Annotated in this window: 19 protein-coding genes, 1 tRNA gene and 1 pseudogene; 6 read left to right on the forward strand and 15 right to left on the reverse strand. The window is 41.5% G+C overall.

Annotated elements, in window-relative coordinates; translation table 11 throughout:
- From CFE23_RS04365 to CFE23_RS04405, 9 genes are all read right to left on the reverse strand, one after another.
- Positions 1–930 carry a glycosyltransferase family 2 protein gene (locus CFE23_RS04365; RefSeq protein WP_291084576.1) on the reverse strand — a complete coding sequence of 310 codons (930 nt, stop codon included), beginning with the start codon at positions 928–930 and terminating at the stop codon, positions 1–3.
- 192 nt (positions 931–1,122) lie between these two features.
- A complete protein-coding gene (gene rfbD / locus CFE23_RS04370; protein ID WP_291084579.1) occupies positions 1,123–1,989 on the reverse strand; it encodes a dTDP-4-dehydrorhamnose reductase in 867 nt (288 codons plus the stop codon).
- Entirely contained in the window at positions 1,983–2,534 is a 552-nt protein-coding gene (rfbC, locus tag CFE23_RS04375; RefSeq protein WP_291084582.1) for a dTDP-4-dehydrorhamnose 3,5-epimerase, read from the reverse strand. Before rfbC ends, rfbD begins: the two co-directional genes overlap by 7 nt.
- Positions 2,535–2,540: 6 nt before the next feature.
- A complete protein-coding gene (gene rfbA, locus CFE23_RS04380; RefSeq protein WP_291084585.1) occupies positions 2,541–3,398 on the reverse strand; it encodes a glucose-1-phosphate thymidylyltransferase RfbA in 858 nt (285 codons plus the stop codon).
- On the reverse strand, positions 3,398–4,408 hold the full coding sequence (locus CFE23_RS04385; RefSeq protein ID WP_291084588.1) for a hypothetical protein: 1,011 nt from the start codon (positions 4,406–4,408) through the stop codon (positions 3,398–3,400). The genes rfbA and CFE23_RS04385 overlap by 1 nt, the downstream gene beginning before the upstream one ends.
- Positions 4,409–4,410: 2 nt before the next feature.
- Positions 4,411–6,105, reverse strand: coding sequence for a hypothetical protein (locus tag CFE23_RS04390; protein WP_291084591.1), 1,695 nt, complete (start codon positions 6,103–6,105; stop codon positions 4,411–4,413).
- Between the two features lie 42 nt (positions 6,106–6,147).
- Positions 6,148–7,020 (reverse strand): carboxypeptidase-like regulatory domain-containing protein, encoded by an 873-nt coding sequence (locus tag CFE23_RS04395; RefSeq protein ID WP_291084594.1) that lies wholly within the window; start codon positions 7,018–7,020, stop codon positions 6,148–6,150.
- Between the two features lie 7 nt (positions 7,021–7,027).
- Positions 7,028–8,527 (reverse strand): GH3 auxin-responsive promoter family protein, encoded by a 1,500-nt coding sequence (locus CFE23_RS04400; protein ID WP_291084597.1) that lies wholly within the window; start codon positions 8,525–8,527, stop codon positions 7,028–7,030.
- Between the two features lie 2 nt (positions 8,528–8,529).
- A complete protein-coding gene (locus tag CFE23_RS04405) occupies positions 8,530–9,399 on the reverse strand; it encodes a M23 family metallopeptidase (protein WP_291084600.1) in 870 nt (289 codons plus the stop codon).
- 169 nt (positions 9,400–9,568) lie between these two features.
- Between CFE23_RS04405 and CFE23_RS04410 the strand changes: the two are divergent.
- Positions 9,569–9,733 (forward strand): annotated as a pseudogene (locus CFE23_RS04410) (twin-arginine translocase TatA/TatE family subunit); the annotation flags it as partial.
- A gap of 149 nt (positions 9,734–9,882) precedes the next feature.
- Positions 9,883–10,083: a twin-arginine translocase TatA/TatE family subunit gene (tatA, locus tag CFE23_RS04415; protein ID WP_291084603.1), complete on the forward strand. Its 201-nt coding sequence runs from the start codon at positions 9,883–9,885 to the stop codon at positions 10,081–10,083.
- A gap of 29 nt (positions 10,084–10,112) precedes the next feature.
- Here the strand turns inward: tatA and CFE23_RS04420 are convergent, their stop codons facing one another.
- From CFE23_RS04420 to rpiB, 4 genes are all read right to left on the reverse strand, one after another.
- On the reverse strand, positions 10,113–12,236 hold the full coding sequence (locus tag CFE23_RS04420; RefSeq protein WP_291084606.1) for a Tex family protein: 2,124 nt from the start codon (positions 12,234–12,236) through the stop codon (positions 10,113–10,115).
- Between the two features lie 108 nt (positions 12,237–12,344).
- Complete coding sequence (locus CFE23_RS04425) at positions 12,345–12,980, reverse strand: helix-turn-helix domain-containing protein (protein WP_291084609.1); 636 nt, start codon at positions 12,978–12,980, stop codon at positions 12,345–12,347.
- A 41-nt stretch (positions 12,981–13,021) separates the two neighbouring features.
- Complete coding sequence (locus CFE23_RS04430) at positions 13,022–13,927, reverse strand: cation diffusion facilitator family transporter (RefSeq protein ID WP_291084612.1); 906 nt, start codon at positions 13,925–13,927, stop codon at positions 13,022–13,024.
- Positions 13,928–14,359, reverse strand: coding sequence for a ribose 5-phosphate isomerase B (gene rpiB / locus CFE23_RS04435; protein WP_291084615.1), 432 nt, complete (start codon positions 14,357–14,359; stop codon positions 13,928–13,930). It lies immediately after the preceding gene.
- 689 nt (positions 14,360–15,048) lie between these two features.
- Between rpiB and rnr the strand changes: the two genes are divergently transcribed.
- The 4 genes from rnr (at position 15,049) to CFE23_RS04455 (ending at position 19,447) form a co-directional block, all read left to right on the forward strand.
- On the forward strand, positions 15,049–17,238 hold the full coding sequence (gene rnr, locus CFE23_RS04440) for a ribonuclease R (protein WP_291084618.1): 2,190 nt from the start codon (positions 15,049–15,051) through the stop codon (positions 17,236–17,238).
- A 13-nt stretch (positions 17,239–17,251) separates the two neighbouring features.
- On the forward strand, positions 17,252–17,923 hold the full coding sequence (locus CFE23_RS04445) for a head GIN domain-containing protein (protein ID WP_291084621.1): 672 nt from the start codon (positions 17,252–17,254) through the stop codon (positions 17,921–17,923).
- A 76-nt stretch (positions 17,924–17,999) separates the two neighbouring features.
- Positions 18,000–18,692, forward strand: a complete 693-nt coding sequence (locus CFE23_RS04450) for a LysE family transporter (RefSeq protein ID WP_291084624.1) — start codon at positions 18,000–18,002, stop codon at positions 18,690–18,692.
- 11 nt (positions 18,693–18,703) lie between these two features.
- On the forward strand, positions 18,704–19,447 hold the full coding sequence (locus CFE23_RS04455) for a GldM family protein (RefSeq protein ID WP_291084627.1): 744 nt from the start codon (positions 18,704–18,706) through the stop codon (positions 19,445–19,447).
- 30 nt (positions 19,448–19,477) lie between these two features.
- On the opposite strand, the gene CFE23_RS04460 is transcribed toward CFE23_RS04455, so the two are convergent.
- Together CFE23_RS04460 and folB are read right to left on the reverse strand one after the other, a co-directional pair.
- Positions 19,478–19,548: transfer RNA gene (locus CFE23_RS04460), tRNA-Cys, on the reverse strand.
- Between the two features lie 69 nt (positions 19,549–19,617).
- Positions 19,618–19,977: a dihydroneopterin aldolase gene (gene folB, locus CFE23_RS04465; RefSeq protein WP_291084630.1), complete on the reverse strand. Its 360-nt coding sequence runs from the start codon at positions 19,975–19,977 to the stop codon at positions 19,618–19,620.
- Between the last annotated feature and the right edge of the window lie 17 nt (positions 19,978–19,994).

Here is a 19,994-nt window from a genome sequence, read left to right on the forward strand (position 1 = left end):
TTAATTTAAGATCTGGTCAATGATAAAAGGCTTTCTGTTTTTGGATTGGTCAAATATTTTCCCCACATAAATTCCAACAATCCCGATAGTGGTAATAATAATTCCGGATAGAAACCAAATGGAAACCATCAGCGAACTGTATCCCAGTACCTGTATTTCACCATCAAAATAACGGTAGACCGTCACCAGTCCAAATACAAAGGAAAACAACGACATGATCATCCCAAATTTCACGAAAAGCTTTAATGGCTTGTCTGAAAAAGATATAATGGTGTTAAATGCCAGGCTAAGGAGCTTGCTGAAAGTATACGAAGATTTCCCTGATTCCCGTCCCGCATGTTCAACATCAACAACAGTTGACCGGAACCCGACCCAGTTTACAAATAATGGAAACGATTTAATATAATCGTTCATCAATAAAACTTCGGAAATGACCTTTTTATTAAAAATTCCGAAATTAGCAATGGTATTGTCAAATTTTGTTTCAGTTAGATAACTGTAGGCTATTGAAAAAAGCTTTGAAGAGATTTTCTTTAAAAAACCGTCTTTTCGATTCTTCCGACGGGCCAAAACAATATCATATCCATTGGTTGCTTCGTGGTACAACTTTGTAATTTCTTTAGGCTGATCCTGCAGATCACAGTCCATAACCACGATCCATTCGCCGGAAGCACAGCTTAAGCCAGCCATAATCGCCGGATGCTGGCCAAAATTCCTACTCAGTCTTACGCTTTTTATATTGGGGTCATTGGCAGAAATCCTGGTCATTAAATCCCATGAGTTATCCGGACTACGGTCATCAACCAAAATGACTTCGTACGTTTTTCCGACAAGCTTCATCGCCAAATGTATTTCGGAAACCAGGTTTTCAAGAATAGCCTCAGCCTTGTAAACTGGACTCACAATTGAAATATGGGGTGCTTCCCGCATTTTTTAAATTTTATATGTTAAAAATAGCTCCCAAAATTACAAACTTTAAACCGATTAAACCGATTTACAAAATTCTGTTCGCCTGAAAACCTGCCCGGCGAATTTTCTGATTTAGCAGCGGCAAAATAAACTATTCTTCTCCGGTACCAATTTTTTTTGTGTGTGAATTTCCATCACAAACCGGAAATTTAATTACAACAACCTGCCGTTATAATTTTCGAGGGAAACATCCCAATATTCTGGCACGATTCCAAAACACGATTTGATCTTATCTTTATTCAATACGCTATATTTTGGCCGTTTTGCGGGTGTGGGATAACGTTCCGTCACAATCGCATTTAACTGAATTTCAACGTGGTTAATTTCAAAAATCTTTTTTGCGAATTCGTACCACGTACATTGTCCTTCATTGCTAAAATTATATATTCCGAACAATTTGTGTTCTGGTTTCTCCTTTGTTGATATAATTATACGTAAGAGTGTTTTCGCCAGATCAACAGCATGTGTAGGTGTTCCAACCTGATCGTCTACGACGTTCAGACTTTCCCTTTCAGAAGCCAGCCGCATCATCGTCTTCATAAAATTATTTCCAAATTGTGAATATACCCACGACGTCCGTATAATGAAAAACCGTTCCATTTCTTTTTCAACCGCTTTTTCGCCCTCAAGCTTGGTACGCCCATACACACTCATAGGGTTTGGACGGTCGCGCTCGGTATAGGGAACCTGACTATTTCCATCAAAAATGAAGTCGGTTGAAATTTGAATCAGAATGGTGCCCTCCTTTTTACTGGCGTAAGCAAGGTTTTGAGGTCCTATCACATTGATCTGATGTGCCGTTTCCGCTTCATTTTCAGCCCGGTCAACTGCAGTGTAAGCCGCTGCATTGATACAAAAGTCGGGATGTGCAACTGCGAAAACTGAATTTACGACGCGGCTATCCGTAATATCCAATTGTTGAGAATTAAAAAACAGAAATTGAATCTGTGGATAGTCCTCCGCAATATACCGCAGGGACTTCCCCAATTGCCCATCTGCACCAGTGACTAATACTACCATGCTTGTCTTGCCTCTGAAAGTTTAGGAAGCTTTCGGTCTTTATCTGAAATAATCATCTCTGATGCGTCAAAATTCCAGTCAATGTTTATTTCCGGATCGTTGTAAATAATTCCTCCCTCAGACGCTTTATCGTAAAAATTGTCGCATTTGTAAAAAAATACTACCGTGTCACTGAGCACAAGAAACCCATGGGCAAATCCCCTGGGAACAAAAAACTGTCTTTGATTTTCTGACGATAATACTACGGACACATGCTTCCCGTAAGTTTTCGAGCCGGGCCTGATATCTACTGCAACATCAAGTACTTCCCCTTGAATAACCCGCACAAGTTTGGCTTGGGCATGTGCACCGGTCTGGTAATGCAATCCACGCAACACGCCTTTCGTTGAAAAAGATTGGTTGTCCTGCACAAAATGAAAGTCGAGCCCTGTTTTTTGCGAAAAGAGTCTTTCGTTGTAGCTTTCCATTAAGTAGCCGCGATCATCATAATGAATTTTCGGTTCAAGTATAAAACAACCTTCAAGTGGAGTATCTATAAAATTCATGTCGCACTAAATTATATCTAAAAGATGTTTCCCATACCCGCTTTTGAGCAGTGGTTGGGCAATTTCCTGCAGCTGTTTCGCATTTATGAAGCCCATTTTATAAGCGGCTTCTTCAATTGATCCAATCTTAAGACCCTGGCGCTCTTCAATAACCTGCACAAATTGTGACGCCTGCATCAGCGAGTTGAATGTGCCGGTATCAAACCAGGCCGTGCCCCTGTCCAGGATACTGACTGTCAGTTTTCCGCGGCGGAGGTATTCTTTGTTTACGTCCGTAATCTCGATCTCTCCTCGATGGCTTGGCTTGATTTTACTTGCAATCTCAATAACGTCGTTGTCGTAAAAATAAATACCGGGAACGGCATAATTGGATTTTGGGCATTTTGGTTTTTCTTCAATAGAAAGTACTTTTCCGTCCACATCGAAATCAACAACCCCATATCTTTCAGGATCATGCACATGATAGGCATAAATAATACCTCCGTCCGGATTGTTGTTGGATTGAAGCAGTTCGGCAAGTCCCGTTCCATAAAAAATATTATCGCCAAGGATCAATGCGGCTTTATCGTTACCAATAAAATCCTTTCCGATAATGAACGCTTCCGCGAGTCCGTTTGGATGTTCCTGTGCTGCATACTCAAAACGACATCCCAGTCGTGACCCATCGCCCAATAACTGCCTGAACAGCGGCAGGTCATGCGGCGTTGAAATGATAAGTACTTCCCTGATTCCCGCGGATAGCAATGTTGACAGCGGATAGTAAATCATCGGTTTGTCATAAATCGGCATTAACTGTTTGCTGACCGCCAATGTCAACGGATGGAGCCGGGTCCCGGATCCGCCTGCCAAAATTATACCTTTCATTATGTTGTTCTTTTACGCATTTGATATCTATAAAATCTCTTAATTCGGACAAACAAAATGAATAAAATCATCAATAGAATCGGCAAAACAACCTTCATTTTTCCAAGCGTGCCTTGCTTCTTTCGGAAATTAATGATTCTGCTGTAGTCTTTTATAGTCTTATCAAAATTAATTAACTGAATTCGTTGATTTCCGAGCTCTGCGATCAGTCCGTTTTTTGTATTTATGATATCGTTAATTTGATTATTTTCATTATTGTAATATACCAATTTATCATTTCTTTGGTTGTTCGCGGCTTCGTTGGAAAATTGATCCAACAATGCATTAATCTGCCGGATTATTCCTTCGTTTTCGACCATTTTTTTTGAAATATTATTTACAAGCGACGCTTGTATGGCATTGTAATAACTATTTTCATTAAGATATTTCAATATAGGGTCTACACTATCGGAATTCGAAATCATCCCTTTGCTTTCAACATGAATCATGTGTTTTGTATAATTCTTACTGGTGGTTTCTTCTTTGATTACCTTATTGATATCACTGCTTTCCGATAGGAGCTTTACGAGTTCAAAATTTTGGGTATTTTGTGCACCGCTGGGCATATTGGGACTACTATTGTTCACAAAATTGTATATGTCGACTATGGGTTCAATTTCAATAATCCGAAGTTTTTTAGGATGTTTGACTCCGATTGATTTCAAAAACGTTGTATCGCCGTCCTTTATCTTGGAGTTCAATAGTTCCACTTTTCCATATAGATATTCTGTGCTGCCAAAGTTAGACCCTACAATAATGTTAGTGTTAAATCTATCCTCGGATTTATCCAGAAAAAAACCTATCACAACCCCAGCGAGTACTAAGAAACTGAAAACAATCAGGTTTCGTTTTACGAAAAGGATCGCCTCAAAAGCAGCTGTAGCAATACTGCTAAAAAAATCTCCGATTTTTTTAGAAATTACCGATAGGTCGATTTCCGGATCGCCAGAATTTTTACTTACTTGGCTCATACTTAAATTTTGTTTACGTTAAAAATTTGTTCTAATATCTTGATTGTAATCAGGTAAGTCGGTTTTACACCCGTCGTTCCCAGTCCTCCGGAAGCCAAAGTACTTCCTGTTTCTAAGGGATTATCTGAAGCATAATACGCGTATCTTACTTTTACATCGGGATTGATGCTTTTCCTGATTTTTGATGCTGATTGTATCGCTTTCTGGTAATAGGCACCTTCCATTTCAAGCCCGATCACGCCCCAGGTCGATTCGTGGAAGAATTTTAATAAATCCCTGTTCTGAAGTGATGTGCCCAAAACGGTCACCATCGGGCCTGCGAAAACCGGGATGTCATTGCCTTCGAGCATGGCGGCCGTAAGCTCGTTCTCAAATGGATAATTGTCGCCGGTTCCTTCATTGATATGCGCTGAAGGAATCATGATATCGCCTTTGCCGCCCTCTAAAATTCCGGCCTTTCCCATGATGGACACCGACTCGACATTAAGGAAATGCTTTTTGTGTTTTGATTCCTGGTAAGGTTTCAGTAATTCGTCAATGGTTTCATAAGCCTGCTCGCCAAACGCATAATCCATCACAATGATCACAGGGCTGCCGCTTGGTTTTGCTTTTGAAAATGCCGATTTTTTCCAGTCGATTTTAGCCGTGTCGAAAATCTGTACATCAATGTTGGTACCTGATGTATCGGGAAGCGAAATCATCCCATGCAATTTTGCAAAATCTTCAACCTTATCCCGAACGTCGTGTGCGCCTGGCTTACTTAACTCCTCATACACATGAAAATCAGGTTTATCCTTGTATTTTAAACGGTGTACATATGGCGCAAAAATCGAATTCATCACACTGTGCATGTTGGCACTGATGATGTGTATCGGCCTGTCCAGAAGGTCGTTCTCCTTCAATGTCTGCTTAATGTTGTTTGCCCAGATTTCCCCGTGAATGTGGTGCCCCAGCCTTTCCCTCAAGATGGGGCTGAAAGTGATGGTCCGTTTGTTGCTTTCGAGTACTTCTTCCAAAGCGCCTTTTCCAAGCCAATAGATAATGTGCAGGAAACGGTCCGGTTTCTCGGCAGTTCCAAATCCGTCATAAATCGCAAGAATCTCTGCAAACGAACGTCCAAGGATATTGGCCGTATGGGATATTGCCTTTTCCTTTTCAATTTGTGCCAGCTTTTTGGTTTGCAGGACGGTTTGTTCCAATTTCTGCCAATCGCGCGACACTTCACCGCTCTCATCCAGCAAAATCCTGTTTTTAATCTTATGTGATTCAATGAAAATAAACGTGAGGTGTGTCAGGATATCATAGATATCTGAGCGACCGCGCGTGATTTCAACATTCATCTGCTCGTCGTCTATGCGATAACAGTTTCGTTTCCTTTTTGGCGGGATGATGGCCTTGAAATGTGATTTCGAATACCCTTCATCTGAAATCAGGTTGATGAAACGGCATTCCTCAATTCCGACCGGAAGCCTTTCAATAACGTATAAAAGGCCGCTGAGTTCTACTTTTTCTTCGGCTATGGAGCCATAAATTTCTGGTCTTAAATCCAGCAGGGCTTCCCGCAATGTTTCTCCTGAAACACCCATCGGCTTGTAGAAACCGCGGTTGAACAGGTGCCTGATGGTAATGTACAATCGTTCAATAGCTGCTGACGATTCTTGCGCCCTGGAGCGCGAAATGTTTTTAACTTCACTCATTAAATATTATTTTCTAACCCGCAAATGTAGGGTTTTTATCTTTTAGTTGGTTAATGTAAGGTTTATCGCGGGTTCAGTGATTTTTCCGGTATCCTCGCTTCCCTGTTTTGAAGGTTGCTTTTTATACCAATTTCCTCCGATGAAATGAAAGGTATTTACCGCATCAACAGGATTACAAACTACCACCGGAGCGTACGTGTCAAATTGTTCCATTTTACCCTCCAGGTTCTTATACTTCATAACATACTTATTCTTTGCGATGATCATCCACTCATACCCAATAAAAATCCCATTGTCCGGTACGGTGAGGTGAAATTTGGTGAGATCGATCGTGTTTTTTTCCCATCCTTTTTTCACGCTGACGACAATGTCTTCACCGATCAAATCATTTTCCGGAAAACCCTCATCACTCACAGAAAAAATCCTTAACTTAAATGTCGCATTCCGGATGTTGCTTTTCGTAAACACAATCGCATTTTTTATAAATGGTGTGGCGGCGTACAAACTATCTGAAGGAAAAAATTTGGCATAAATCCACGGTGTTGCGCCAGATAAATAAGTATGCGCTATTTCTTTTGAACCCCCGATTTCAATTGTTTTGGTAGCTTCAGGCCTCTTTACTGAAACCTGCACTTCATCAAGCTGCCGCACTGATTCCTGAAGGTTAACAATGGTAGTATTTGAGGTTTTAACTGTTTTTGATTGATATCCAACCGCCGAAAAAACAAGTTTATCGGTTTGCGTTGCGCCAATCCTAAAACTTCCGTCTTGTTCCGAAGTCGCCCCAATGTTCCCGTTTTCAACCCAGATGTTCACATATGGAATCGGTTGTCCGGAAATGCTGTCTTTTACGATGCCGTGAATTTGGGCATTGGCCGATATACCGATCAAAAAAAATAGTGCGATCCTAAACATTTGCTAATTATCTAATTATCCCATTCGCTAATTCCTCCACAATCTTCCTGTCATTCGATAACCGCGGAATCTTATTTTGCCCACCCAGTTTCCCTATGGATTTCATGTATTCCTGAAAGCCGTTTTTGGGCACTTGTGAAATGACAAGCGTCCGCAACACACTTCCGGAAATTAAATCGTCGTAGTAGGTATTCTGCTTCCTCATGGCTGCGTCGATTTTCAAGGCGAAATCTTCAATATCGTCTGGCCGATTCTCAAATTCGATAAACCACTCGTGGTACGGCAATCCTTTTTGTGGATTAATTTGTGGTGCAACGGTGAACTCATTCACACGGATTTCGGTATGTTCCATGGCTTCCTGCAGGGCACTTTCCACTTCCTTCCCAATGACATGTTCTCCAAACGCCGAAATAAAATGCTTAATCCTCCCGGAAACAATGACCCGATACGGTTTCAGTGACGTAAATTGAACCGTATCGCCGATATTGTATGCCCAAAGCCCGGCGTTTGTCGAAATGATCATTACATAATTTACACCCAACGCCACTTCTCCAATCGTATGCCGTTTAGGGTTTTCAGTGAAAAATTCGTCCGCTTTTACAAATTCATAAAAGATACCGGAATTTAATAGCAGCAACATGCCTTTTTCCTGCTGTGAATCCTGATAGGCAAAAAAACCTTCAGATGCAGGAAACAATTCGATACTGTCTACTTTCCGCCCAATCAGATTTTCGAATTTTGCCCGATATGGTTCGTAATTGACGCCTCCGTATATAAATAGATTGAAGTCCTTAAACAATTCCCCGACGGGCTTTCCGGACTGCTGTCTCAATTTTTCAAAATACATCTGGACCCACGACGGAATTCCGGAAATTACAGTCATGGTTTCTTGGATGGTTTCTTTCACGATGGCGTCGACTTTGGTCTCCCAATCCTCGATACAATTGGTTTCCAAAGAGGGCAGCCGGTTTTTCTGTAAATACTTTGGGACATAATGCGCCACTATTCCGGAAAGCCTTCCCAGTTTTATCCCGTTTTTTTCCTCCAGTTCGGGGCTTCCCTGAAGGAAAATCATTTTCCCGTTCACAAAGTCGGCGTGGCCAGTTTCATGGATATAATGCAGGATAGCATCTCGCGCAGCCTGGATGTGAAATGGCATTGACTCCTTTGTTAGCGGAATGTATTTGGCACCGGAAGTGGTTCCTGAAGTTTTGGCAAAATACAACGGCTTGCCGGGCCAGAGTATGTCTGATTGTCCTTTCACCACCTTTTCCACATAGTCTTTGAGCTGTTCATAATCTCGGATGGGAACCTGTTTCGAAAAATCTTCAAAGCTTTGGATCTGATCAAAATGATGGTCCCTGCCAAAATCGGTATTTTTGGCCTTCTGAATGAGCTGGGTGAAAACCTTCTGCTGCGTGGCCTCCGGATTGCGCGACCACTTTTGTGTATTCCTGAAAACCCGCGAAGCGAAAATTTTTGCGGCTAACGCCTTGATTGAAGCCATAGTTATTCGAATTCGATAAATTGTGACGGATCGATCGGATAGCCATCTTTCCAAAGTTCAAAATGCAGGTGTATGCCTGTTGATTGTTCTCCTGTCGAACCGGCCACTGCAATCACTTCGCCGGTCTTGACTTTATCGCCCTGTTCCGCGGTCAGTGATTCGCAGTGCTTATAGGCGGAGATTAAACCGTCATTGTGGCGCAGGATGATGACGTTTCCATTTGTCGGCGTCCAGTCTGCGAAAATCACGGCGCCAGCCGCCACTGCTTTAATGGGAGTATCTTTTGCAACAGCAATATCGACGGCATAATGCCTGTTTTTAACACTATAGGCTTCCGTCACCATTCCTTTAACAGGCGAAAAAAGGACAATTCCCGTCCTGGAAGAGGCCTGTTCGAAAAGATTGTATTTGTCTTCCTGTTCCACTTCCTTTCGCAGTTTAAGATCCTCTTCACCCGGCTGCATATTCAGCTTTGAGGCATCCACAATGTCGCCTGCAGTGATAGAATCTTTATTGAGTCTCGCATAGTCGAGGTTGTTCGTCAAAACCTTCCTGATCGCATTGATGTAGGCCTCATTTTTGCGCAAAGCATTGGAGAGCGAATCAGACTTGAGTGCCAGTTCGGTGGCGTCCTGTTTTAATTTCGAGGAAGCATAACCCGGGATATACTCGCGGAGCGGGGTAAACGCTATGATGTAAGTGGTGATAAAAATAATCAGTACGGCACCAACGGTCGCCACGACAAAAACGTTCATCAGTGTGAGCTTCAATGAGAAAATCTCCTCAAAAGTCTCGTCATTCAGGATGACAAGCCTGTTTTTGGCAAACAGTTTTTTCTTGATGCGCTGTCTCTTGAGCCGTTTTTCAGACATGGTTTTTATTTGTGTTACAAATATAGAAATTTATCATGGCCTATCGGAAATAGGCTGTTAACATAACGAAACGTTTGTTCGTAAAGTCTAAAATAATCACAAATTAAAATCCGGTTTAGACATTCGGGGAAGTTTTTTCATAACTTTGCCTTTAATTAAATTGTTTATTATGATATCTTCAATGGTTTTCCTGGGTGACTTTGGAATGCAGGAAATAGTTTTTGTACTTATAATTGTATTGCTGCTCTTCGGTGGTAAAAAAATCCCGGAGCTGATGAAAGGTTTGGGAAGCGGTGTTAAAGAATTTAAAAACGCTACTAAGGATGATAAATCTGTTCCGAACAAACCAGTTTCTACGGATCCCATTGCGCCCACCTCACCCCTGACGCCACCGCCTTCGCCACAGGAAGACGATAGAGCGTAATTTTTAACCTCAGTTTAACAACTATAATACCTATATTTGGTATTACTAAAATATTTATTATGAATGCACTATATTTTTTTATGGGAGAAATCACTCCTATGAAAGTAATCCTGGTCCTTGCGATTGTACTTTTGTTGTTTGGTGGAAAGAAAATTCCGGAACTGATGAAAGGACTTGGAAGTGGCGTAAAAGAATTTAAAAACGCCGCCAAAGGTGAAGACGAAACACCTGCTCCGCGCAGGGAAGAAGAAAAAATTTAAAGAAATCCCGGCTACTGACCGGGATTTTTTTATAGTATCATACTCAGTTGAATTCGTTTCCGGCTTTCATCCACCTCAGTTACTTTAACCTGAACATGCTCGTGTAATTTCACGACTTCATTCACATCGGAAACAAAGCCTGCGCGCAGTTGTGAAATGTGCACCAGCCCGCTTTCCTTAAGTCCTATATCAACAAAACAGCCGAAATTCGTAATGTTATTTACGATTCCCGGCAACACCATCCCTGTTTTCAAATCGGACATCGTGCGGACATTGCTGTCAAATTCAAATACCTTCGCCGATTTTCGGGGGTCAAGTCCCGGCTTTTCCAATTCGCGGATGATGTCTTTCAACCCAAGCAGTCCTATTTCAGGCGTAATGTATTTTTCCGGCGCAATCAGTTTTGTTTTCTCCTTGTTCGCAATCAGATCATGTACAGACAACTTTAAATCCTTGGCCATTTTTTCTACAATGGGATAGGCTTCCGGGTGTACAGCCGAATTGTCCAGCGGATTCTTCCCGTTAGCAATCCTGACGAATGCCGCGCCCTGCTGGAAAGCTTTGTCCCCCAGGCGTGGTACTTTTTTGAGCTGTTTTCGGTCTTCAAAGGGTCCATTTTCAGAGCGATATTGTATAATGTTCTCTGCGAGTTTCTCCCCAATTCCGCTCACATACGACAACAGGTGTTTGCTCGCCGTGTTGATATTGACACCCACCGAATTTACGCAGCGCACCACCACCGTATCCAGCTCCCCTTTCAACTTTCCCTGATCAACATCGTGTTGGTATTGACCGACACCGATGGCCTTCGGGTCAATTTTAACCAACTCTGCCAACGGATCGGACAGCCGCCTTCCGATGGATACCGAACCGCGCACCGTCACGTCATAAGACGGAAATTCCTCGCGCGCAATTTTTGAAGCCGAATACACCGAAGCGCCGGCTTCGCTCACCACAAAAACCTGCACAGGCTTGTCGAAAGCAATTTTTTTGATGAAGAATTCGGTCTCCCTTGAGGCAGTTCCATTTCCGATGGCGATGGCGTCGATTTTATAAGCATTGACCATCGACTTGATTTTCTTCATGGCGATGCCGGTTTCGTTTTGTGGCGCATGCGGATAAATCGTCTCATTGTAAAGCAGATCCCCTTTCTCATCAAGGCAAACAATTTTACAGCCGCTACGGTAACCCGGATCAATTGCGAGTATGCGTTTTTCGCCTAATGGCGGCGCCAGAAGCAACTGACTTAAATTGGTGGCAAATACCTGTATGGAATTGGCGTCGGCTTTGGCTTTGGCTTCCTGCAGGGCTTCATTCGAAATGGCCGGTGCCAGTAAACGTTTCAGGCTGTCTTCAATGGCCTGCTCGATGTGCGGCGTGGTATCGTTGTTCTTCTTAATGATGATCTCCCTTACAAGGTGAAACGCCTCTTCCGGATCCGATTCGACCTTAAGCTTTACAAATCCTTCGCTTTCCGCACGCAGCATCGCCAGCAAACGGTGCGGCGGCGCCTTGGTAAGGCTTTCGGACCAGTCGAAATACTGGCTGAATTTCTGCGCGGCTTCGTCGTCTTTTTTTGATTTTGACACTTTGGCTTCAATCTGCGCGGTTTTATGATACAGCCTCCTGAGCTGTTTCCGGACGTATATGTTTTCATTCACCCATTCTGCAATGATGTCACGCGCCCCCTGCAACGCCTCGTCTTCGTTTTTGACGTTCTTGTTCAGGAAACGTGTAGAGATGAAATCAACATCGTCATTTCCCTGCGCCATGATGATTTTGGCTAGGGGTTCCAAACCATTTTCCCGTGCGACATCGGCACTGGTTTTTTTCTTCTTTTTGTACGGCAGGTAAAAGTCCTCAAGCTCCTGCAAATCGAAACTCTGCTCAATTTTCTGGCGGAATTCCGGCGTAAGTGCATTTTGTTCCAGAACGGACTTCAAGATTGTTTCCTTGCGCTTCAGGATGGCTTCGTAATTGGAATTCAGTTTCGCAATTTGCTCGACCACGACCTCATCCAGATTGCCGGTTTGGTCTTTGCGGTACCGCGAAATAAAAGGAATGGTACAATCTTCTGCCAAAAGTTTCAGCGTGTTCTCAATATTCTTAGGCGCAGTATTTACCTGATTTTGTATGAATTGGACAGCGGTCATGGATTATTTTGAATTGTGAGTTATAAATTTTAAATGGCTGTGGGCATCGTAGTACAAAACAATCATTTATAATTCAGCATTTAAAATTTAAAATAAAAAAAATGATTCCTATTTCACAAATCTAATCAGATTCGGGTAGAATTTTTTATTATTTCCTTTATTGATTCTTGCGGCAATAAAAATGGGGTACAGCAACGCCACTATGATCAACAGGTAATAGATGTAAAAAAAGGAAGGGATATAGTATTCATGCGATATTTTCCCATAGACCCCGATGACCAAAAATACATTTACCAATATCGTAAAAAGGATTTGGAAGTTGAGTATGCTTTTTCCATGCACATCGACATTGATGATCCTGTCGCGTTTGTTAAGCCATAGAATTGCGGGGAGAATGATGTTTCCCAAGGGAATAATCATTCCGGTCATTACCGACAAATGGAGAAAAATAATATACTTTCGGTCGTCTATTTTTCCATAATCCACCAGCTCTTCAATGTTGATGTTTAACACTTCACAGATTTGTTTTAAGGTATTTCCGCGGGGTTCGTTATCACCTTTTTCGATGCGTTGCAACGTCCGCAAATTGATTTTTGATAAATCTGCCAACTGCTCCTGGGACATCCCTTTTTGCTTTCTTACTTTTAAGATTCTTTCTCCAATAGATTCCATGTTTTTCTTGTTTAAGGTTTGGACAAAATTAGAACCGGAGCGTGGCATTTGATGACGGTTTTTATATGACATTTGTACGGCATTTGTGTCGAAACGCTTATTCCATTGGGAATTTACTCTTCGATTATAAAATCTTTCGGACAGGCTTTCTCAAATTCGGGCTGGATGGTACAGTGGCTGATTTGGAAGTCATGGAATAAAACTTCTTCGATTTTACTGACCAATTCGTTAAATGCTGAGATGCTCATGTCGCTGCGGCAGTCCAGATGTGCCTCAAAATGCAGCACATTATCGTTCAAATGCCAAAGATGGATGTGGTACAGTCTGTTTTCGCCGGTCACTTGATGAACCGCTTCCGCAATCGACTCTATTTTGAGGTTTTCGGGAGTGAAGAGCAACAGCATTTTAGTGGATGATTTTAGTAAGCCAAAACCCATGATGATCAGATAAACCGCAATGCCAAAAGTAATCACGCTGTCTACCCAGAACCATTGAAAATATTTCATCAGCAAACCGCCAGCCAAAACAGCAATCGAGGCCATCATATCTGTAAAAAGATGGAGATACGCCGATTTCATATTGATGCTTTTCTGAGCATCTTTCCGAAGTAACAAAGCAGAAAAACCATTGAATAATATTCCTAGTAAAGACAACCAGATTACCAATCCTGTACCAATGGCAACAGGATCTGAAAAACGCAAAACCGCTTCATAAATCAGGTAAAATGCCACAATAATCAATGTGGCCGCGTTGATGAAGGCCGCTAATAATTCGGCACGTTTATAGCCAAAAGTGCTTGCCGCGTTTGCTTTCCTTTTGGCCAGTCGATGTGCTGCCAGGCTTAGGAACAGCGAAATCACATCACTGAAATTGTGCAGGGCATCCGACATTAAAGACAGGCTTCCGGAAATAATGCCGCCGACAATCTGCGCCACCGTAATCCCAATATTAAGCACAATTGAAACCGAGAGATTTTGATCGCCGTTGTGGGAATGATGGTGGTGGTGATCGTGTGCCATCTAGCTGCAGGCTATCTTATCGACGCGGTTTGCATGTCGGCCGCCTTCAAAAGCCGTATTCAAGAAAGTATCGACCATTTCGACTGCCTGTGGTATGGAAGTAAACCGCGCTGGAATACTGATGACGTTCGCATTGTTATGTTGGCGCGCCAGCGCCGAAATTTCTTTCGTCCAGCACAAAGCCGATCGGATACCCTGGTGTTTGTTGACGGTCATATTGATGCCATTTCCGCTGCCGCAGATGACAATCCCGAATTCAGATTTGCCGCTTTCTACGTCATCAGCAACGGGATGCCCAAAGTCAGGATAATCCACACTATTAAAAGTATCTGTTCCGTGGTTGGTTACGTGATGTCCTTTTGCTTCAAGCATTTCGACGATCGCCTTTTTGTAGTCAGGGCCTGCGTGGTCGTTTCCGATGGAGATTTTCATTTTTGTGAGATTAGTTGTGTCTTGCAAAGTTAACTACAATCTTTTACAACAACAATTTGAATCCTCCTTTAAGTTTACCACAAATTATTTGAAATAAATGTTAAAATACTTCAATGTTAATACATTTTATAAATTGCTGATATCCAACTAACTTTAAATTAACATATTTTGTTTATAAGTTCAGATGGAATTTTAGAAGTTTTTTTTTGTGGTATCAATTTAATTGCTAATCCAAAATAGAAATGAGAAACGCAAGAAATGTTTGCGGAATTTTTTGAAGAGTTATCCATAGTTTTTTATGTCTTATCAACAGGTTTCGGAAAACAATTTAAGAACAAATATGCCTTGTTTTTGGTTATTAACACTTGTTAATTAAATATTAAAATAGGCTCATCCACAAGCTTTTGGAATGTAAATTTTATGTTAGTAAATTGTTATAACAACTTAAATTGGGATATTGGCGCTCCTGCCGATAAAATTATTGTCACTATTAACACGCTATAATAACCATCAAAATTTTAAATTTCAATTTTCTTTTTTTCTGATGTTTTTAGTTGTTGTTGAAAACTTATGTTTTGAATATCTCGTTTCAACGCTTTTTGTAATCGTTATATTTTTTATAAATGTTAAAGCGGAATGGGAGTGTTGTAGATTCTTATTTGTAATTTTCCGTTTTTAAGAAAAGATTTATGAGTAATACACCAAAAAAGTTTGGGAAAAAAGAGAAAGACTTCTCAGGAAAAATACAAAAGATTCTCGCTACACATGCAAATAAAGCCTTTAATTACAAGCAAATTGCAGCCATTCTCGATGTAGACGATACCAAAAGCAGGAACGAGATTATAAAAGATCTCAAAATCCTCGCCTCACAAAAGAAAATCATCGAATCAGAACCCGGAAAATATCTCGTGAAAGCCATTAGTAAGGATTATTACGAAGGCACAATTGATATGACCAGCCGGAAAACTGCCTATTTTATCTGCAAGGATGAGTTTGCAGAAGACGTTTTTATTCCTACCAATAACCTGAACCGCGCATTAGATGGTGATACCGTTAAGGTCTATGTCTATAATCGACGTAAAGGAAAACGTCCGGAAGGTGAAGTGATTGAAGTGGTGGAACGCAAGAAAACAGAGTTCGTGGGGGTGATTGACATCCAAAAGAACTTCGCATTTGTTTCTACCGCCAATGCCAAAATGTACACCGATATCTTCATTCCAAAGGATAAAATTGGCGAAGCGGAACAAGGCGATGTCGTCATAGCGAAGATCGAAGACTGGCCGAAGAAAGCCGACAGCCCCTTCGGATCGATAATCAAAGTTTTAGGAAAACCAGGGGAACACGATACTGAAATTCACGCGATTTTAGCAGAATATGGTTTACCCTACGATTTTCCGGTTGAAGTAGAGGTTTTTGCGCAAAAGCTGGATACAGAAATCCATCCGGAGGAAATTGCAAAGCGCCGTGACATGCGCGATACCCTCACGTTTACAATTGACCCGAAAGATGCCAAGGATTTTGACGATGCCCTGTCGTTTAAAATACTAGAAAACGGCAATTACGAAATCGGTATCCATATTGCCGACGTGTCCTATTATCTTGAAGAAGGCACCATCCTCGATGATGAAGCCTACCAGCGTGGTACTTCAGTTTACCTCGTAGACCGCGTGGTACCGATGCTTCCTGAGGTGTTGTCAAATTTTGCGTGTTCACTGCGCCCGCATGAGGAAAAATATACATTTTCTGCCATTTTTGAATTGACCGAAAAAGCCGTTTTGGTGAACCAGTGGTTTGGAAGAACTGTCATTTATTCCGATCAGCGTTTTGCTTATGAGGAAGCGCAATACATTATCGAGACCAAAGATAAAACCATTCCTGCGGAGATTTCGATTACCGGCGAAGCCTATGTAGTTCCTGATCCAATCGTAACTGCCACGTTGAAACTCGATGATCTCGCTAAAATTTTACGAAACAAAAGGATGGCTGATGGTGCGATTTCGTTTGATAAGGTGGAAGTTAAATTTAATCTAGACGAAAATGCAGAACCAATAGGCGTCTACTTTAAACAATCAAAAGATGCCAACCACCTCATTGAGGAATTTATGCTTTTGGCCAATAAAAAAGTGGCAGAGTTCATCGGAAAGCAGAAAAAGACTTTTGTTTACAGGATTCACGATGAACCAAACGAAGACAAATTAATTAACCTTCAGGGCATTATCTCTAAGTTTGGATACAGCATTAACTTTAAGTCTAAAAAGGATATTTCGCAGTCTTTGAATAGATTATTGGAAAACGTAAACGGTAAAAAAGAACAGAACCTTGTGGATACGCTAACGATCCGCAGCATGAGCAAGGCAAAATATTCCACACACAATATCGGCCATTACGGTTTGGCTTTTGAATATTATTCACACTTTACTTCGCCTATTCGCCGTTATCCCGATGTGATGGTGCACCGTTTACTGCAGTATTACCTCGACGGCGGAAATTCTGTCAGCGAGGAAGTTTACGAAGAGAAGTGTGGCCATGCGTCCAACATGGAAGGATTGGCAACCAGTGCAGAACGTGACAGTGTGAAATACATGCAGGTCAAATACATGCAGGATCACAAGGACCAGGAATTCCTTGGGGTGATTTCCGGTGTGACCGAGTGGGGCATTTATGTTGAAATCATGGAGAACAAATGCGAAGGCATGTGCCGTATCCGCGAAATTAAAGACGATTATTACACCTTTGACGACAAGCAATATGCACTGGTGGGTGAAGTTTCCGGAAATATTTTACAGCTTGGAGACGAGGTTTTTGTAAAAGTGAAAAATGCAGATTTGGTTAAAAAACAGCTTGATTTTCATTTTATCAGGCGAAACGAACAAGAATAAAAAATTGATTACCATGAAAAAGTTAGCTTTTATTTTGATGTCACTGGCTACCAGTTTCACTTTTGCACAGGTCAGTAAAGATCTTGGCGATTTTGATAATGTGCGCGTTTTTGACCGCATCAATGTAGAACTGATTCCAGCTGCGGAAAACAAGATTGAAATCAATGGAAAACGCAGCGAAGAAGTTGAAGTTGTCAATCGCAACGGCGAATTAAAAATCCGGATGAAGTTTGGTAAGTTGCTCAAAGGTGACGACATTACGGCCAAATTATACTTCAAAAAAATAGAAGGTGTCGATGCGAGTGAAGGGTCATACATTGTCAGTGATGCCACTTTTAAACAGACTTCTTTTGAGATTATCGCAAAGGAAGGCGCTGAAATAAGGCTCTCTTTGAATGTCTCCAAAGCGAAAGTAAAATCTGTTACCGGAGGCATTGTACGCATTCAGGGAAGTGCTGATAATCAGGAAGCTTCTTTAGGTACCGGCGGTGTTTTGGAAGCCGCAGACCTGAAAACGACGCAGACTACGGTTTCGATTACGACGGGTGGTGAAGCGGATGTGCGTGCGACGGAACTTGTAGATGCCAAAGTCAGGGCAGGCGGAACGATTACCATTTATGGCAGCCCGAAACAAATTAATAAGAAAACCGTACTTGGTGGCGACATTGTCGAATCAAAACAGTAATTCGGTTTTTATTTAAATTTTGATTTATATTTGTGTTTAGACAAAAACAGGCACAAACAAAATTTACTTCCAACGGATGATTCATGACATTTTATTAGGCATTCCTTTAGGCATTTTATTGTGTTTCATGATAGGTCCGGTGTTTTTCGTATTGCTTGAAACTGCCGCTACCAAAGGTTTTCGAGCGGCAATGGTTTTTGACCTGGGTGTCGTCACCGCGGACATTGTATTTATCGCGATCGCTTTTTTCAGCAGTTACCGGTTGATCAACAGGATAAAAGATGATCCGGCCTTATTCATTTTTGGCGGATTGATTATGGTAACTTATGGGATTATTTCGTTTCTTAAATTACGCAGGAATGCCAAAGTACAAACAGAAGAACCGGAACTTGAGATCATAAAGAAAAACTATGGAAGCCTTTATTTAAAGGGCTTTTTACTGAATTTCATCAATGTGGGTGTACTGGGATTCTGGGTGTTGATCTTCATCACTTTTGGGCCTTCACTGCAATTGGATTACTCACGGATGTCTTTGTTTTTTGCATCTGTCATCGGGACGTATCTTGTGGTAGACATCATGAAAATGTTGTTGGCGAAAAAGCTCAAGAATAAGATGACCCCTGAAAACATCTTAAAAATCAAGAAAATCACGAGCATCCTTTTAATCATTTTTGGGATTTCAATCATGCTGCAGGGCTGGTTTCCAAGCGACCAGAAGTTTGTGAAGGATGCGGTAGACATCATCGGTCCGCACGAGAAAAGCCGCTAAAATTTCGCCCAATGAAAAAATGGCATTTCATCTTACTCTTCATTTTTTCATGTTCCTATGCACAGCATGACAGCATCAGCAAGCCGACAGGCGTGGTTGCCGCCGATCGGATGAATGTGGTGTATCGCGGGGTAGCGAACCCCATCTCAATTTCGGTTCCGGACTGTAAATCCTTTACTGCTGAGGCACCCGGGTTGACGAAGGTCTCGGAAGGGCACTATACTTTATCGCCGGGAGTGGGGTTGGAGAGTGTTATAATTTTACATATAAAGTTAAAAAATGACTCTGAACGAATTGAAGAACACCGTTTCAGAATCAAAAATATAGGATATTTTTCTGGATTGATTGATGGGAAAAATTGCGTTGGATGTATTGTTGAAATGACTAAAGAGGATTTAAAACAAGCAATTATTTCATTAGCGGTTGAAAATTTTGCGTTTGATATAGATCCTCCCGCTTTTCATGTATACGGATTTGATTTTAATTACCAGGATAAAATCATACGCACCAACCAAGGAAATAAGTTTAACGCTGAAACTTTGAAAATAATAAACAAGTTAAAAATTGGAAGCATTTTTAAAATTTCAAGGATTATTCGGGGCGGTAATGGATGTTACCCACCAATAGAACCTATAAAAATAATGATAGTTGAACCGGAAATTGCTTACTATGAAAGTCAGCAATTTGTAAAAGACAGTCTTGATAAAATCAAAAAGGACAAAAAGTTATTAGAAAGATCGAGGAAGAGAAAATAAAAAAGCTTCCTAAAAAGGAAGCTTTCTCTGAGGCATCGTGCGGATTCGAACCGCAGTAGGAGCTTTTGCAGAGCCCAGCCTAGCCACTCGGCCACGACGCCATAATTTGTATGGACGGCAAATGTAAATAAAATCATTTAAAATTCATCATCCTACATTCAAAATATTCATCAATTCCTGTATTCTTCCATTTCAATAGTGACTTGCTCTACGTCGCCATTTATGGGCGGATTTACTTTAGAAACTGCTACGATAATTCTGGAAACAGATGCTATTTCACTGAAAATGCGTTTGATAATCCGATGGGCTACGTGTTCCAAAAGCTTCGATCGGACCGCCATTTCTTCCATCACAATCCGGTTTAAAAGCACATAGTCTACCGTATCTTCGAGTGCATCGGTTACGGAAGATTTCCTTAAATCGGTCTTGATTTCCAGGTTTACGAAGTAATCAGAGCCGATAATGCCCTCTTCCGGCAGACAGCCGTGAAACGAATGTGTCCTGATGTTTTTAAGCTTTATAGTTCCCATGTCGATTGTTTTTGATG

Source organism: Flavobacterium sp. BFFFF1 (assembly GCF_002256285.1).
GTDB lineage: Bacteria > Bacteroidota > Bacteroidia > Flavobacteriales > Flavobacteriaceae > Flavobacterium.